Here is a 16149-nt window from a genome sequence, read left to right on the forward strand (position 1 = left end):
CATGCCCCCATCGGCAAGGTGCCGCCGCCGACGAACACCCAGGCCAGGGAAACACGCAGCCCAACATCATCGGGAAACACAATGCCGGAAACCCGGAACTACGTGAGCACCCAGGGTGCCGCTCAACAGGCCGTGCCGCCAGTGAGCGCGGCCGAGGAACACTGAGTGCGCGCTCGGGGACAGCGCCCGTACCCACAGCGGGAGGGACGGGCGGATCCGGTGCGAGCGGCGCAGGACGGCGAGCCTTCCCCAGCGCCAGTGCAGGCCGAAGACTGTTGCGAAGCCCTTGCCCGGATGGAGTCGGAGGAAGAGACGGAGCCGCAGCGTCCGGGCCCGGTTGCCCGGGAGGTAGCGTGCGGGCAGGAACGCCCACCGGGCCAGCGGGATCGTGACGATCAGCCCCATGAGGATTAGCGCGTACTCGGTCATTACTGCTCTCCCTTCGCCTGGTCCTGCTTGGCGGTCTCGTTCTGCGTGCTGCTGGCGGCGAGGACGGCGCGGCGCAGTGCCGTCCTCGCGGACCCGGTGTTCAGGTCGGCCAGGGGCGCGGACACCGAGCAGATCCGGGCCACTGATTCGAGGGGGATGCCGGCGAGCGGCCCGTGCTCCTCGGTGACCAGCGCCAGGAACCTGGCGGTCTTCGTCCCGCTGTCCCCGACGTTGGCGGGGGTGCGGCGGGAGCGGGACGCGGCGCCGGTTCTCGCTGGCGGCCGGGCCACGGCCGAAGGGATGGGGTACGTGTCGCGGCCGGAGTCACGGGAACCCGTTCCGTCAGATGGGAGGTCGTCCCCGGGGCGGCCCGGGCCGGCCGGACGGGCGCTGCCAGATGGCAGCGGAGCCGGGGCGGGCAGCGAGAGGGCGGCCTGGGCGGGGCGGGCGGCCCGGCGGCCCGGGGCGACCGGGCACTCTTCGATGACCCAGTTGCGGAACCCGGCCACGGTTGACCTCGGGGCGAACGACAGCCGCAGCAGCCACAGCGCCAGCCCGGTCAGCGCGGCCAGCAGCGAGGCCTCGCTGGTGCCGGCGTCCGGAGCTCGCTCGTCCCGGCGGGCGACCGCGCCGGTGCGGACGACCGCGATGAGGGTGTCGCTGGCCAGTGCGTAAGCGGCGGGGGGCATCGCCCACACCGCGAGGTTGCGCCAGCCCGGCGCGGCCGCGATCACGTTCATAAACACCGACGCGCCCGCCGACGCCAGGTTCAGCAACCGGGCCCGGATCGCCCGGCGGCCACGCACGGCCAGGGCGACGCCCAGGCAGGCGAACACCAGCGCGGCCGCGTCCGGGATCGCCGCTTCCATGGCGGCCGCCAGGCCCAGGTGCCGGGCTGCGTCGACCAGCCGGTACTGGGCGCCGTAGCTCACCGTCGCGGCCGCGGCGGACAGGGCGAACAGCCCGATGGCCGCGACCAGCAGCCAGACCTGGCCGCGACCTGTGCCGGGCCGGGCGTCCTGGGGAAAGAACGCGGCCGGGACTGCCGCGCCGCGCCCGCCTGGCGGGTCCTGCGGCCCGGCCAGGCCGGACAGCGATGGCGGGATTTCCGGTGCCATTAAGGGCGCTTCCGTCGAATAAGCGGGAACGAGAATTACGGGGAATCTCTTGACTGAACGCATGGGGAATCACTCCGGGAAGAGATGTGAGGTGTTGATCATCCGGACCGCTGGATATGCGGAATCGCGGGTCCGGTGCTGTTTTCGGTTATCGGGGCCGCCCGGTAATCCCGGGGAGCTGGTCAGTCATCGATGCGGTCGGGGCGGTAGACCGGGACGTCCGGCCAGCTGCCGGTGCGCAGTACGCGCTGGGCAGAACTCCTGGAAGTGCAGCAACGGGTATCTGTAATGCGCTCCGGGCGGTCGTCGCGGCGGATGCCGATGACGATGACCAGGAAGGCGCCGGACGCAGTGCCGGCCAGGAAAGTGACTGCCGTGATCACCAGGAAAGCCATCACGCAGCCCTCCCCCGACCACCGCTGCCGTAATTCACCGTCAACGTGATCACTTCCTTCCCCTGGCCGGGTATCTCGTGGAAGCGACGTTATGGCGGCGGCAAGGGGAATCCAATATCAGCGTGATATATCACCGTGAGATAAAAGGAGAATCCGCAGGAAGAAGCACCAAGAAATTCTCGGAAGGGGTGCAGACAACTCCTCGGCGGCGGCGGTGATGCCGGTATGTGACTGCCCAAACGGCACAGGCCGCCATCGCAGGTAGGGGTCAGGAAGCGGCGAACCGTTGCGGTCGCGGCACTCCCGCCCGTGGAGACGGAACACGCGGGCACCCGGCTTGCGCCCTATATAACCCCTATGTCAGTATTGCCCGTTACGTGAGCGTATTTGTGTGAAATGAGCCCGGTTGCTAGCCGGGCCTTCTCGCATTGCCTTCGGGCCCTGGCCCGAAGATGCACGACCGGGTTACCCAGAGATGAGTGTTTCGCTGAATGCGAGTTGTGAACGGTTTGACCGGCATGCGTCGTGGCCTCCTGCCGGCCATCGGGGGAGCGGTCGTCGCCCTCGCCGGGGTTCTCGTGCTTCCTGCCGTTACCGCAGCCGCGGCTGCCTGCCCGGCCGTTGATGCGGGCACTGGCGCGGTCTCGCCAGCACCCGCGCCGGGCGTCAACTGGAGCGGGTGCGACCTGACCGGCGCGAACCTGACCGGGGCCAACCTGACGGGCGCGAACCTGAGCGGCGCGAACCTGTACCAGGCGGTGATCAACTCGGCGAACTTCACCGGCGCCACGCTGACGGGCCTGCGGTCAGGCGTCGTCACCTTCCAGTCGGCACCCACGCTTCCAGCGAACTGGACCTGGATTGTCGGCGGCTACCTGGCCGGCCCCGGCGCAGACCTTGCGGGGGCACAACTGCAATCCGCGTTTGACCTGAAAGGCATCGACCTGGCCGGCGCCGACCTGACGGGCGCGAACTTCACCGATGCGACTGTTCCGAACGTGGACTTCACCGGCGCGAATCTCGATAACGCCACGCTGACATCCGCCACCCTCACCAGCGACACGCTGACATCGGCCACCCTCGTCGGCGCCAACTTCAACGGTGCCCTGGTCGAGGACTCGAACCTGGCAGGCGCCAACCTCAGCGCGAGCACCGGCGGAGGGTTCAGCGGCGACGACCTGACCAATGCCAACCTGACCGGCGCCAACTTGTCCTACGGTGGCCTGACCGGCAGCAACCTGACCGGCGCACGGCTGGTGAACGCGGACCTCACCAGGGCGACGCTCACCGGCGACAAGGTGGCAGGCACGGCGCTGGCCGGGGCGACGCTCTCTTATCTCGCAGCCAGCGGCCTGACCGGCACGCCCGCCTCACTGCCTGCCGGCTGGTCAGCCGCATCCGGGTTCCTGCTGGGCCCTGCCGCCAACCTGGCCGGGCTGGACATGACCGGCGCCAATCTGGCCGGCGCCAACCTGACCGGCGCCAGCCTGGCCGGCGCCACGCTGACAGGCGCGAACCTGGCCGGCACGATCCTGGCCGGCGCGGATCTCGGCAACGTGGCGTCCGGGTCGCTGGCCGGCAAGCCGGCGTCACTGCCGGCACACTGGTCGGCGGTGTCGGGCTTCCTGTTCGGCCCGACCGCGGACCTGTACCGCGCGAACCTGGCCGGCGTGAACTTCGGCAGCGCCGACCTGCACCAGGCCAGCATGGGAGACGCCAGGCTGAAGGGCGCGAACCTCGGCACGGCGGACATGGCGCTGGCCGACATGACCGGGGTGACGTCGGGCGCGGTGGTGCCCGGTCAGGCCCTGCTGCCTGGCGGCACGGCGGTCGTCAACGGCTTCATCGTCGGCCCGGGCGCCGACCTCGAAGGGGCGAACCTGGCCGGCTTCAGGCTGCGCGAGTCCCTGGTCAATACCGACCTGGCCGGTGCCGACCTGGAGAACACCGACTTCTCCTCCAACAGCCTGCCCGGCACGGTCTTGTCCAACGCCGATCTCACCGGGGCGAACTTCACCGACAGCACCCTGACGGCAGCGAACCTCGGCGGCGCGAACCTCAGCGGCGCGACCCTGTACGGCGTAGTCTCCGGCCGGATCACCGGGACGCCGGCGAAACTGCCCGCACCCTGGCAGCTCCTCAACGGCTACCTGGTCGGACCGCGCGCCAACCTTGCGCAGGCGGACCTGAGCACCGCTACTTTCGTCAATGCCGATCTCGTCGACGCCAATATCGACCGGACCGGCCTGCCGCAGACCGGGATGCAGAACACGATCTGCCCGGACGGCACCAACTCCGACAACGACGGCGGCACCTGCGACGTCAACTGGGACACCTCGCACGGCACGCCGCCAGTGGCGCACCCGGCCGTGGCCGGCCGGCTCGGCGCTGGCGGCTGGTACACCTCGCCGGTGACCGTTACCTGGAACTGGACGGTCTCCGCCGGCCTGATCAACACGGCCGACTGCACCAGCTCCACCACGAGTACCAGCGAGGGAAGACTCGACCTGGGCGCGAGCTGCGCCAACTGGCTCGGGCCGATCGGAACGGCAGTACAGCCCCTCCTGATCGACACCACCGCGCCGCAGGTCACGGTCAAGGGGATCGCCAACGGGAAGGTGTACCCGCTCGGCAGCGCGCCAGTTCCAGCCTGCGCCACCACCGACAGCCTCTCCGGCGTCGCGAGCGCCGCCAAGCTCACGGTCACCGGGACCAGCACGCACGGAACCGGCAGCTTCACCGCGACCTGCGCCGGCGCGACGAACAAGGCCGGCCTCGCGGCCAAGCCGGTGACCGTGCCCTACTCGGTCGGCTACCGCTTCGGCGGCATGAGCTCGCCGAAGCCGGGATCCACCCTGCCCAAGTCCACCCGCACGATTACGGTCCACTTCGCTTTGGCTGGCGCAACCGGGAAGGCCATCGCGGCCAGTTGGGCCGCGGCGCTGGCCAAGGCGGGCCAGGTGCGGGTCGCGTTCGCCGGTCCTGGCGTGTCCCGCGTCACCGCCGGCTGCAGCTGGAAGACGGCCGGGTATTTCCTGTGCTCGGTCAAGGTCCCCGCCGGGATCAAGACCGGCAAGTCGCACCCCTACGCGATCACGGCACTGGAACGGCTCGGAGCGGCCTTCGTCCCTGTTCCGGTGACGGGGAAGACGGCAAACCCGGCGACGATCCACTTCGGATGACGGATTCTCATGCTCCATTGGGTAGAGGTTGAGCCACTAGCTAGGGGCGTCCGGCTCTGACGGCCAGGTGCGGCTGCTCATACTCGACCCTGGCTAGCGAGCCGGGACTGCCTCGAGCTCGTAGGGCGCAATCGCCGGGGCCTGCACAACCAACCAGCTGGCTTCTTCCGAGAAAATGACCGATAATCGGTAGCGATGACGAGGAGGGAGCCAGCCATGTCGGTATCGACCGAGGAACAGCGGATACTGAACCTGTTTGAACGCGTCGAAACGATCGAAGAGGTAGCGGTAACCCTGCCAGAGGGCGACGATCGCCGGGCAAGGCTCCTTGCGCTCTCCCGCGACGCCCTCGCAGAGGAAGCCACGGTCCGTCCAGTGATCGCGGCCAAGATCCTCGGGCTCAGCGAGAAGACGGTCCGCGCATGGGCAGATGCGGGCCTGCTCGCGACCAGGCAGCGGACGCCGCGGCTGCTGCTCGATGTGCCCAGCGTCCACAGGGTCAGCCACGTCCTGCGCGAACTGCGCCAGGAAGGCATGGAGCGGGACCTGCTCGAACACGTGTGGCACCGCCTGGAGGACCAGGCCCTGCTCGATCGCGAAGACCTGGGCGAGAGCATCAGCCAGCTACTGCACGGAGACGTGGTTGTTCTCCGGTCGGCCGGCAGAGAAGACAAGTAGCACATAAAGTATCATGTGTGCCAGTTGAAGTAATCGCGACGAGGCGCGCACAACAGCAGATAGCGGCCCTCGACCGGACCCACGCGCAGGCCTTCACCGCATTCCTTGACGACCTGTCACTCAACGGTTGCGCGGCACTCGGCTACCGGCTGACCGGGCCGGTTCCGGTGAGCCGGCTATGCGTGAAGCACCTGCGAGCCGCACTCAGAGTCGTCGTCGCCTTCGAGTCTCCGCAGCGAGCATGTGTCCTCCTCCTCGGACCGCATGATGCGGCGGACCCCAGCCTCGACGTGTACGCGGAACTCTACGAGCTACTCGGCACTGTTCCTCCCGATGGAGCAAGCCGCACCAAGCCGCCCTGCTGCGACGATAGCGGTCAGCCGCCACCGGGATTCGGCGACGACCTGGCCGACCTCATCATCAGCGCCGCCAGGCAGCGAAGAACACGTCGCCGCTAGAAGCCCCTCGATCCCGGCGCCCGGGCGCATGTAGGCCCGGCCCCACGGTGCGCGGGGGGCCGAGCACGACGAGGCGGAAGGCTGGCTCCGCCGCGTCAGCGGGCCGTACGGGCCGGGAATGCGAGGGTGGGAGCGGGGCGCCAGGTGATCTTGGGGGCGTGGCCCGGGTCGTACAGTTCGAGGTTGTCTAGGCCCTCGCCGCGGTAGTGCCGCCAGTCGAGGCCGAACTTCAGGAAGATGCCCAGGTTGCCGCCGCACCGAGCGCAGACCGGGGCGGGGTCGTCGCCGGGATTGGTGTCGCTCTCCGAGCCGGGTTCCAGGTCCGGGTCGAACCCGGACCAGCCCCAGTCGGTGGATTCGCAGTAGTCCAGTGCGGCGGTAAACGTCCCCGGCGACCAGAACGCCACGAACGTCATCGCGTCCTGCAGTTGCTGCGGGCTCAGGCCTCGCAGCTGCACGGTGAACTGGTCGTCTTCGGGAACCCGCACGGGCTCGTCGTGGTAGGGCATGCTTGTCAGCACGATCGTCCTCCGGTTAGCTCGGATGGATGGTCTAGGGCCGCGTTTGGTGTTGGCGCACCGGCGCGGCCCGCCTGCTTCCGGGAGGAAGCGAGGGGTCGTCAACAGTCTAGGCGGATGTGTGAGCTATATCAATTGGTGCCAATATGTAGCATGCGAATGAGAGTGCATGTGGTTGTGCGCGCCTTAGCCCTGGTCATATGGCACTCCTCGCGGTTCAGTGCTGCCTGCGCGGCAGGGACTAGTCACGATGGCGGCCGGAAAATAGCCCTCTCTGGATTGAACCCGCCTCGTGCCGGGGCTCGTTTCGGTGGTTGTACCGACGGGTCGGGCGTATCGCCCGTCCCGGCCGCCCCGAGGTCGTCCTCAGGGCGTAGCGACCCAGCTTCCGCCTTGGGGCCGGAAACGTCGGGGATGCTTATGGCCTCCCACGGGCGCGTCTTGCCTGACGGCCTGGCCGACCTGCGGGGGCTTGAGCCGGTGCAGGACCAGTTCCGGGATGTGCTTGCGATTCTGGAGGCGGAGCGCGGCCGCGAGCAGGGCGGCAGGACCGTCAGGCGGCGGGCGTGGAAGAACCTTGTGTTCACCGGTGGCCCTGGCAGCGGCAAGTCCTGGGCTGCAGCCGCAGTTGCCCGCGCCTATTGGAAGCTCGGCCTTCTGTCTTCCGGGCATCTTCTCGAGGTTGCTCCCGCGGACCTTAACTGGACTGACGCGGGCGAGACGGGCGCGCTGGCGGACAAGGTGTTCAGGAATGCAATGGGCGGGGTCCTCATGATCAAGGGGGCCGACGACTGGTACCAGCTGCGTGACCGCGGACTGCACCTCGCAGGCCACTTGTACGCCCAGCTGACTGAGTACCGCGTAACGCGAGACGATCAGGTCGCAGTGATCGTGACCGGCCAAGCGGATCCCCTGCACAAGTGGCTGCACGGGCATCCACAGCTGGCGGCCCGCTTCCTGGCCGTTATCGATTTCCCGCGCTATAGAGGCTGTCTCTAAAGGGTTGGGCGGGGTTGGGTTACCCGCGCGCGCGGTGAGATGCGTGTTCCGGTGGGGTTTGCGGCGTGGTGTCGTGACATGGGTGCGGGCTCTCGGTAGGGCAGGGGTTGTCTACGCCTCCTGCGAACCGAGGGCCCGCCATGTCATTGAACCGCGTCTCGCCTGCTTATGCCAGTTGCGGCTGTTCGTGCGGGTGTGCCGCCCGCGCGCCGCGCTACCCGACCGACCTGAGCGATGGGCAGTGGGCGGAGCTGGAGCCGCTGCTGCCGGTCATGCTGTGCCGGACCGTGCTGGGCGGCCGGCCGGAGCTGCACTGCCGCCGCACGATGATCGACGCGATCTTCTACCTGGTTGATAACGGGATCAAGTGGCGGGCGATGCCGGCGGACTTCCCGCCCTGGAAGACGGTCTGGGGGATGTGCGCCCGGTGGAAGAAGGACGGAGTGCTCGCCGACATCGCTGACCTGCTGCGGCGCAAGATCCGCACGGCCGCCGGCCGCGATCCCGAGCCGTCGGCCGCGATCATCGACGCCCAGTCGGTGCACGAGTCCGCCGAGGGCGTCGTCCCGGCCGCGACCAGCGGCTTCGACCCGCACAAGAAGGTCAACGGCCGCAAGCGGCACCTGCTGGTGGACACCCTCGGGCTGCTCATCACTGTCGCGGTCACCCCGGCCAGCACCCAGGACCGGGCCGGCGCCGCCGTCGTGCTCAAGCGCGCCCGCTCCCGCGGCCGGCACCGCCTGGCCCTGATCTGGGCCGACAAGGCCTACAACGGCGACTGGGGCCAGTGGGCGGCCCGGGAACTTGCCATCACCGTCGAGGTCGTCCAGCAGGCCGAGGGCCAGCAGGGATTCCGGGTCCTGTCCCGCCGCTGGGTCGTCGAGCGCACCCACGCCTGGATCACCCGCAGAAGACGCTGCGCCCGCGACTACGAGCGCCTGCCCGCCCACCACGAAGCCATGGTCCAGTGGGCCGCCATCATCCAGATGACCCGCCGCGCCGCCAAAACGGCCACAGGATAACCCCAGACCCCACCAGGGTTTAGGGACAGCCTCTATACGCCTGCGCAGCTCTCCGCGGTCTTCGGGCAGTTGGCCGACGAGGCTGGGCTGCGGCTGACCATCGGAACCAGGCAGAAGTCCGCTGCGGTCCTCGACCAGGCCGAGCGCCAGGACAGGTCCGGTAATGCCAGGCTGGCGGTCCGGCTGCTGAACGAGGCCAGGGCCGCGCAGCGCACCGCATCGCGCATGGATCGCCTGCGGACTGGGACCTCGCCGCGCTCGTCACGATCACCGAGGCCGACATCCCGAGCGGCTGCTGACCGCCGGTGCGGTCGGCTGCGACGATGATCGTCGCAGCCCGTACCTGTGATTCGCGGGTCAGCCGCCGGCTTCCGGCTCTAGATCGCGCTCGGCGGCCCGCTCCCGGATCCAGGGTGACGGCGGGATCTCGAGCACGGGCGGCTGGAGGATCGCGGTCCGGCGACGATTGGGCCCGAGCGGGACGGCGGGGCTGGCCTGGCCGAGGCGGGGAATCGCGGTGAGCACGGTCGGGCTCTGGCGGTCGGGGGCGAGCCGGGCGGCTGAGTCGAGCTGTGCGGCCAGTTCCCCGACCAGACGAGATGCCTCCGCCAGGTCGATCGCTACGCCGGCAAGCTGGCCTTCGCTTCCTTGCCTGCTGCCTTGCTGGAGCCCGATCGTCTCGTGCTCCTTTTCCTGCTGCTCACGTATCTCTGTCTCGCGCAAAGCCTCGCGGGCCTGGTAGGAGTCCCTCACGGCCTGGTAGCTCGCCGCCAGCGTCTCCTGCCGGGCCGCCTCGGTGTGCTCGCCGCGGCGGCGGGCCGCGCCGGCTTCGGCGTGAGCGCGGAGTACCGCCAGGCTGGCGTCGCGGGCGGCGGTGCGGGCCCGGCGGAGCGCATCGTCGGTTATCAGGTGTGCCGGATAGTTGTCGGCGGAGCGGGCTGCGCGGAGGTTGAGGAGCTGGCCGTCAGTCATGGTGCGGATGTCGCGGGCCTCGTCGGGGGCGAGGGCGGCGCGAGCCTCGTGCCAGGCAGCGCGCAGGTCCGGGCTGTTCGCGGTTGGCTCGGGGCCGATCGCGTCTTCCGGGTGGTCATGGCCGGACAACTCGCGGTAGGCGCCGATGGCGGCGGCCTTCTGCTCCCAGGCCAGGCGGGCCGCGGGGTCGTCTGGGACTGCCCCGAGGGCGGCGACCGCCCACGAGGAGCTGGTGGCGGCGGCGTGCTCGCCAATGCGGCGCCGGCGGTCGTCCATGACTGCGGCGAGCTGGGCGAAGAACCTCCATCGTTCGGCATCACTGGTCTGGGGAACCTGGGCCGACCAGGACGGTGCGGGGAGCGGAACGAGATCGCCGTGGCGACGGCGGATGCGGGCGTCGATCACGGCCCGGATGTCACGGACGCCGGCCAGGTCCCGCTCGGCGACAGCCTGGGCCAGGACCTCGGCTGGGTCCAGGCCTGCCAGTTCGGCGGCGCGCAGCGTGCGGTGCAGCCACTGTTGCGTGTGGCTGTCAGGCTGGCCGGTTCCCGGGGGCAGGGCGGACTGGAGCAGGGCACGGTAGCGCCGCTCGCGGGCCGGGGCGGTCTCGGCGGTCCACATCGCGTGCAGGACGGCCAGGTGGTCGGCGTCCGACAGGGCCTGCTGCCATGCTTGGGACGCGGATTGCTCGGCGCCGTCGCGGCCGATGATCTCGGTGAGCACGCCTACCGGGCTGGCCGTCTCCGGGTCGTCTCGGTCACCGGGTTCGCCGCCGACAGCGTGGGTGGCGAGGCGGTCGTAGCGGGCGAGTTCGGGGGCCGGGCGGGCCCCGGGGGCGGGGTCTGACAGCTTGACCGGGGTGGTGAAGACGTAGGCGGTGTTCTCGTCGGTGCCGCGGGTGAGGGTGACGTACGCGTGCTGGCGGTCTTCGCTGCCGTTGAACACGGCCAGACCGACGCGGACCGTGCGGCCCTGGGCGACATGCGCCGTGACCGCGTAGCCGAGCTCGGCATCCGCAAAGTCGGCGTACAGGAACTGTCGGTCCGTCCAGCGGCGCAGCCCGGTCCGCCGGTCGGCGTCCAAGGCGCGGCGGACGATGAGACCGGCACTGGTGATGGCGTCGATGCGGAGCAGGTCGCCGTTGGCCAGGGTGCGGCCGGGCTCTCCGGCTTCGGTGCGGTGGTCGTTGCGGGTGCACATGATCAGGTCGCCGCGGCCCGCCCGCTGGCCGTCTGCGATGGGGGCCGTCTGGGTGTCGTCGACCAGGCCGAGGCGGATGAGGTTCTCGCGGACACGGCGCGACAGTTCCCGGCGCAGGGCGTGGTCGGCGGCGATCAGCAGCGCGTCGGTGCCGTTGGCGGCCAGGGCGGTGTAGTCGGCGGCGGCGGTTTCCGTCATCAGTTCCGGGTCGCCGCCGGTGATCCTGGCGTGGCGCTCGTACTCGTCGGCGACGGTGGCGTCGCCGTCGCGCAGCCGCAGGCTGGCCGCGCGTTCCCAGGCGGCGCGGAACCGTACTGGTTCCGCCAGCCGCACATAACCGAGACGGGCAGCGAGCAGGGACATGCCGCCGCCGTTCTGCACGGCCTGGAGTTGCTCGGTGTCGCCCGCGGCGATGACCTTGCCGCCGCGCTGCTCGGCAAGGGTGATCAGGTCGGCCAGGTCCGGGGTCGGCATCATGGACGCTTCGTCGATGGCCAGGAGAGTGCCTGCTGCGACTGGCAGGTGGCCTCTTGCGCCGCGCTGGCCGGGCAGGTGACCGAGGAAACGGGCGCTGTTGTAGGACTCGATCCCGCCTGCGGCCAGGGTGTTGCGGGCGGACTGGGACGCGGTGATGCCAATGACCGGGCCGAGGCCTGCCTCCCGCCACGCCCTGGCGATCTCGGCCATGACCCGCGTCTTGCCCGCGCCGGCCGGCGCGTTGATCACCGACACGCGGCGGCCGTCGCTCAGTACCGACAGCGCGGCCGCCGCCTGGTCCTCGCGCAGGCCTGACCCGGTGCCCGCGTCGGCTTCCGGGTCGTCCGCGTCTCCGGCCAACGCGCGCTCGAGCCGCGCGAGGTTCGCGCGGAGCGCGGTCGCGGCGGCGTCGCGGGTCAGGCGCGGCGCGGTCGTGGCCTGCGCTAGGGCGACCATGCGCTCCTCCATCGACAGCTGCGCGCGCGTCGCGTACCGGGTGCGGCCGTGGCGCCGGTACACGCTGCGGCCGTCCGCGCGGACTAGGTCGTCCAGTAGGTCGACCGGGTCGGGGGCCTCCAGGCACAGCACCTTCTCGAACTCCGAGCGCAGGATCCGGTCCACAGTCTCCTCCAGCAGCCTCGCGGCGGCTTCCGGGTTCCGGCCGGTGCGGGGCAGGACACGGCCCAGGTGCTTGACCAGGTCCGACCTGGTCCACGCGGACTTCTCCTGCTGTGCCAGCGCCAGTGCCCGCTGCGCCGCGCGGGCCAGTTCGATGTCTTCGGGGACCGCGTCTTGCGCGTCACCGGCCGTGTCTGGGTCTGCGTCCGCGCGGTGGGCGTCGGCGTGCCAGACCGACGGGGCTACCGACGCCAACGGCACGCCGAGCGTGCGCGCTAGCTTGTCCGCCCAGCCCGCGTGCGCCTGCGCCAGATCCAGGGCGCCTTGCTTGCCCTTCCGCGTGGCGAAGTTCGACGCCTGCGCCAGTTGCGCCAGTTCACGCTGCGAAGGGGCGCGGCCGTGCCGCTCCTCGAACCGGGTGGCGCGGTCGCGCACGTCCGCGGTGATCGCCTGGCGGCGCGAGGAGAACAGGGTCATCATTTCCTGCGAGATGCCCTTGATCTCGAACCCGTTCCCGTCCTCCCGCGGCAGCCATTCCAGGCCGAATCTGGCTGTCAGCGCCTCCTCCAGGTGCTGGGCGGTGATCGCCGCTACGGCGCCGACGTGCTCGGCGTAACCCAGAGAGTCGGGGGCGCGCCATTTGCCGTCGGTACTGGTCCTGGCGATGTGGGCGATCTGGGAGTGGACGTGCAGCTGCATGTCGCCGTCGCGTGACGTGTGCTGCAGCCAGTGCGCCACCGCCAGGTCCGCCTCGTGCCACTGGCCGGTTTCCGCACGGTTGACGCGCTTGTTGTGGGAGCCGGTGCGGGTGTAGCCCGCTTCCCGCTGGAAGTAGCCGAAGCCTGCGTGGACCGCTTGCATGATCATGTCGTCGACCTCGGCTACCAGGCTTGACCAGTACCGCTCGCCGTCGGCGTCTCTGGCCTCGCGGGCCAGGCGCGCGTTCTCTCCCAGGGAGGCATGGAAGATAGAAAGTGATTTTGATAGCGACAGGGTCAGGTCGAAGAAGAGCGGGCTCTGGCGGGTTTGACGGCCTGCCTGGATGCGGAGTTCACGCTTGCGTTCCGGCGTGGCCTGCGGTTCGGCGGCCAGCAGCGTGGCGTAGAGGTCGGCTCCCTTCTTGCTGCCGCTGGGGAGTCGACCTAGCGGCGTACCGTCGGGTGCCTTGCGCTCGCCGAACAGCAGGTCGTAGGGCTCGCGGTCGATCACCTGGCCTTGGGTGAGGCCGAGTGCCTGGATGGCGGGGCCCCACCAGTGGCCGGGGGGCTCGCCGCCTTTTTCGCTTGCCTCGATGTAGTAGGCGGCTGGGTTCATTTCCAAGGACGGGTCGACCTGCTTCCAGACGTAGTCCAGGTCGTAGCCCTTGCTGAGCGTGCCGACAACAGCCAGGGGCTACCTCCGGCTCGCGGAGGCGGCGGGACTGACCATGATCATCAGATGGTGCATGGGTGTGACGCGATTACGGACCATACATCAATAGTGACAAAGCGGGCGATCAAGATCAGGAAGGAAACAGGCGACAGCCCGAAGGTTGCAAGGAAATCAGAGCTATCAACGTGTCGCTCTCAGGATCGGAGGACGCATCGATCCTGGCGTGATCGGTAACGCCAGGGCAAACTTGTGACACGTCTCGGCGGCAACTACTGTTCCCCGTATGGGCGTGATTGATGTCCGGCGCTTGACCGTCGCGACATACTTCGGGCTAGCGGAGATCTTGAGGCCGGCGACATCTGCTTTGCCGAGGAAGGCACATGGGACATCGATCTCGCTGAGGTTGTCAAGCTAAAAGCGCTCGCGGTCCCGCAGGACCGGGATCTCACTAACCGCGTGATGCAGCACGAGTTGCGGTTGCTGCTGAGCTTCCTCGTAGACCGACCCGGAAGTCCGCTGACCTTGCGGCAGGCCGACTTTCAAGCGAGTTCAGGTCACATCAAACGGTTCATTTCCGAGTCGTTCGGGCTGGGGATGCTCACGGCTGCCGCTGAGCGCCACAACAGGTTGAAGCTGAACGACATCGATCTCCACAATTCCGACGCGCTGCCCGTAGCCACTCAGTACCCAGGTTCGGGGATCAGGCCAGACCTGCTCTTCGACTTCTACTAGCGGGCCGAGCCGTCCCAGCCGTCGGCGTTCGCCTCCTCACGAATGGGCATCTGTGGGGCCATCGAGAAGTTCATCCGCACCGCCCACCGCCGACACCAGCATTCGGAGTACCTGTCAACGCCAGACGTCTGGGTCTGGCGGGTTTATCGTGCGCAGGAGGTCGGCGGTTTGAGCTTTGAGGGGCACCGCGCCTGACGGATCGGGCCGGTAACGGGACGTGGGAGTCTCCCAGAACGTGTTCTTCTTCTTTCTCCCAGGCTGGCTACCACCGTTTATGACCGGCGGGACGATGCCTCCTCGCATCTTCTTCGAGTTCTTCGAGCGAGGTGGCGCACCCGCCGCTTTCCTGTACTCCTGCCACAGCTTCAGCGATTCGGGAGAATCCGGCAAGCCATACACATCGCGGAAGCGGGTGTACTTCGAGCTCGCCTTCCCAGCCTTCCGGTCTTCACGTCCCCTGATCAATGCCCAAGCGAGTGAATCCTTCGCCGACCGGAAAGGCGTCTCCTGGTCGAGGGGCGCGGGTTGTCCGGCAGTTTCCGGCGACCGCATGACTATCGGAATATGGATGATCGCCCGGCCGGAGGCCCGTGCCTTCTCCACCAACGACCAGACGTCCACCGGCTTCGGGAGCGGACCTCTCTCCCTCCCGGGAGCGATGACGATCAGGATGTGGCAGGCTTCGGCTATCTCGGAGTTGGGCTCGGCATCGTCCTTGACCTGCCAGTTGCTCAGGGAGCAAACGTGGTCGCGGGCGACGTTGTCGGACCCTTGCCCACGACTGTGAAGCACAAGAGGCGGAAACGGCCTGCGCGATGTGATCTCGTCCAGCACCCGCTGGATCTCAGCCTTCAACGCGGAACCGGGGGCAGCAACGTTGCCGATGATGCCTACGTGCGTACCGGACATGAGGACTCCGCAAGGTTACCGAGCCAGGTGGGAAGGATGACGGGCCCTGACGCTTGTCATGCTAGTGCGCACCTCGTCTGGCCTAGTTGATGAAGTGAGGTGGCCGGGACAGAGTGGGTCTTCGGCGGGGAGGGCGCGATGGCTGAATGCATCGGTGAGCACGAGCCAGCCCACGAAGGCCGCCGCCGGGCTCGCGCGACCTGCAAACGCGAAGAAGCGACTCCAGCCACGTCTACTGCGCATGCGGACTGCCGACCCGCGTGCTCAGCCTGATGGCAGCCGGAGCGACGACCGGCTGATCCGCTGACCTGCCAGGTAATTCGCCAGGCTCTTCGTCAAAATGTCTCCGCAGCAGCTTGCACCTATTATCCTGCGACGCTCGGCACGATGGGCACGGCGATGTCGAGGCCACCGTCCGAGGCTGGCCCTATCACCGACGATACCTCACAACGAAGTGCTGCTGTTAACTGGTTCCTCGACTGAAATTCCGCTAGGTAGCCACCTGCGTAGGTCAATTTCTGCAGATGGCAGGAAGCATTCGGTGTGGCCTCCGTTAAGTCGTCGAGACAGGGGCCGGTAAGCAAATTCTTTATATTCATTGATGATCGCTTGTTCGGCTTCGTAGCAGTCCACGAATGGTGCGGCCAGTGCTTGAATGAGAACGCCTCCAGTGACTAGGTGCTGCTTGATGCGCCCACCGTTCTTTCGGCCGATTCCGACCTTGATGAAGCGTTCGCCATCGTGGTTGAAATCAATAAGATAGAGGTAACCGACCACATCAACAGCGTAGCCACAAGGCTTGCATCCTCCTGCTATTAGCAGGGAGTTTGGCTTAGGCTTGCGTTTCTTACCGCATCTTCGACATATGCATTCAGTAGGAGTGTGAGCGTTTATATATGGGCCTACAAAATCGAGCTCGCGAGCCTCGAAAAGCTCCTTGATAACATCCAGCGGCGTCCTGAACGCCTCGGCGAGCCGCTGGCTAGCACAGGTCTTGCAGCCGCCCTGGCCGTTTCGCAGGTTTGTTAGCGTGGGGCTTGTCTGAGTATCGCATTCCACACAGACTGAATC

General features: G+C 68.3%; 13 protein-coding genes and 1 pseudogene. 7 read left to right on the plus strand and 7 right to left on the minus strand.

Annotation, left to right across the window (positions count from 1 at the left end):
- Positions 1–66: 66 nt before the first annotated feature.
- The 3 genes from EAS64_RS38600 to EAS64_RS38610 form a co-directional block, all read right to left on the minus strand.
- A complete protein-coding gene (locus EAS64_RS38600) occupies positions 67–429 on the minus strand; it encodes a hypothetical protein (protein WP_145861486.1) in 363 nt (120 codons plus the stop codon).
- On the minus strand, positions 429–1547 hold the full coding sequence (locus EAS64_RS38605) for a hypothetical protein (protein ID WP_145861488.1): 1119 nt from the start codon (positions 1545–1547) through the stop codon (positions 429–431). Before EAS64_RS38605 ends, EAS64_RS38600 begins: the two co-directional genes overlap by 1 nt.
- Before the next feature lie 182 nt (positions 1548–1729).
- Positions 1730–1942, minus strand: a complete 213-nt coding sequence (locus tag EAS64_RS38610; RefSeq protein WP_145861490.1) for a hypothetical protein — start codon at positions 1940–1942, stop codon at positions 1730–1732.
- Between the two features lie 518 nt (positions 1943–2460).
- Here EAS64_RS38610 and EAS64_RS38615 point away from each other — a divergent pair.
- The 3 genes from EAS64_RS38615 to EAS64_RS38625 all read left to right on the plus strand — a co-directional run bounded on the left by EAS64_RS38615 (position 2461) and on the right by EAS64_RS38625 (position 6260).
- Positions 2461–5124: a pentapeptide repeat-containing protein gene (locus EAS64_RS38615; RefSeq protein WP_222849930.1), complete on the plus strand. Its 2664-nt coding sequence runs from the start codon at positions 2461–2463 to the stop codon at positions 5122–5124.
- Positions 5125–5340: 216 nt separating this feature from the next.
- Positions 5341–5802, plus strand: a complete 462-nt coding sequence (locus EAS64_RS38620; RefSeq protein WP_145861494.1) for a MerR family transcriptional regulator — start codon at positions 5341–5343, stop codon at positions 5800–5802.
- 17 nt (positions 5803–5819) lie between these two features.
- Positions 5820–6260, plus strand: coding sequence for a hypothetical protein (locus EAS64_RS38625; protein WP_145861496.1), 441 nt, complete (start codon positions 5820–5822; stop codon positions 6258–6260).
- A gap of 95 nt (positions 6261–6355) precedes the next feature.
- On the opposite strand, the gene EAS64_RS38630 is transcribed toward EAS64_RS38625, so the two are convergent.
- Positions 6356–6781 (minus strand): hypothetical protein, encoded by a 426-nt coding sequence (locus tag EAS64_RS38630; protein ID WP_145861498.1) that lies wholly within the window; start codon positions 6779–6781, stop codon positions 6356–6358.
- Between the two features lie 411 nt (positions 6782–7192).
- Between EAS64_RS38630 and EAS64_RS38635 the strand changes: the two genes are divergently transcribed.
- The 3 genes and pseudogenes from EAS64_RS38635 to EAS64_RS48095 all read left to right on the plus strand — a co-directional run.
- Positions 7193–7777, plus strand: coding sequence for an AAA family ATPase (locus EAS64_RS38635; RefSeq protein WP_222849931.1), 585 nt, complete (start codon positions 7193–7195; stop codon positions 7775–7777).
- 140 nt (positions 7778–7917) lie between these two features.
- Positions 7918–8799, plus strand: a complete 882-nt coding sequence (locus EAS64_RS38640) for an IS5 family transposase (protein WP_222849932.1) — start codon at positions 7918–7920, stop codon at positions 8797–8799.
- A 48-nt stretch (positions 8800–8847) separates the two neighbouring features.
- Positions 8848–9126 (plus strand): annotated as a pseudogene (locus EAS64_RS48095) (hypothetical protein); the annotation flags it as partial.
- Between the two features lie 30 nt (positions 9127–9156).
- On the opposite strand, the gene mobF reads toward EAS64_RS48095, so the two are convergent.
- Positions 9157–13380, minus strand: coding sequence for a MobF family relaxase (gene mobF, locus EAS64_RS38645; protein ID WP_246116098.1), 4224 nt, complete (start codon positions 13378–13380; stop codon positions 9157–9159).
- 513 nt (positions 13381–13893) lie between these two features.
- Between mobF and EAS64_RS38650 the strand changes: the two genes are divergently transcribed.
- A complete protein-coding gene (locus EAS64_RS38650; protein WP_145861504.1) occupies positions 13894–14169 on the plus strand; it encodes a hypothetical protein in 276 nt (91 codons plus the stop codon).
- 114 nt (positions 14170–14283) lie between these two features.
- Here the strand turns inward: EAS64_RS38650 and EAS64_RS38655 are convergent, their stop codons facing one another.
- Together EAS64_RS38655 and EAS64_RS38660 are read right to left on the minus strand one after the other, a co-directional pair.
- Positions 14284–15078: a hypothetical protein gene (locus tag EAS64_RS38655; RefSeq protein ID WP_145861506.1), complete on the minus strand. Its 795-nt coding sequence runs from the start codon at positions 15076–15078 to the stop codon at positions 14284–14286.
- Positions 15079–15522: 444 nt separating this feature from the next.
- The gene (locus tag EAS64_RS38660; RefSeq protein ID WP_145861508.1) at positions 15523–15855 is read right to left on the minus strand and encodes a GIY-YIG nuclease family protein; all 333 of its coding nucleotides are present in this window, start codon (positions 15853–15855) and stop codon (positions 15523–15525) included.
- Positions 15856–16149 lie beyond the last annotated feature (294 nt).

Origin of the sequence: Trebonia kvetii (genome assembly GCF_007827045.1) — a bacterium.
GTDB lineage: Bacteria > Actinomycetota > Actinomycetes > Streptosporangiales > Streptosporangiaceae > Trebonia > Trebonia kvetii.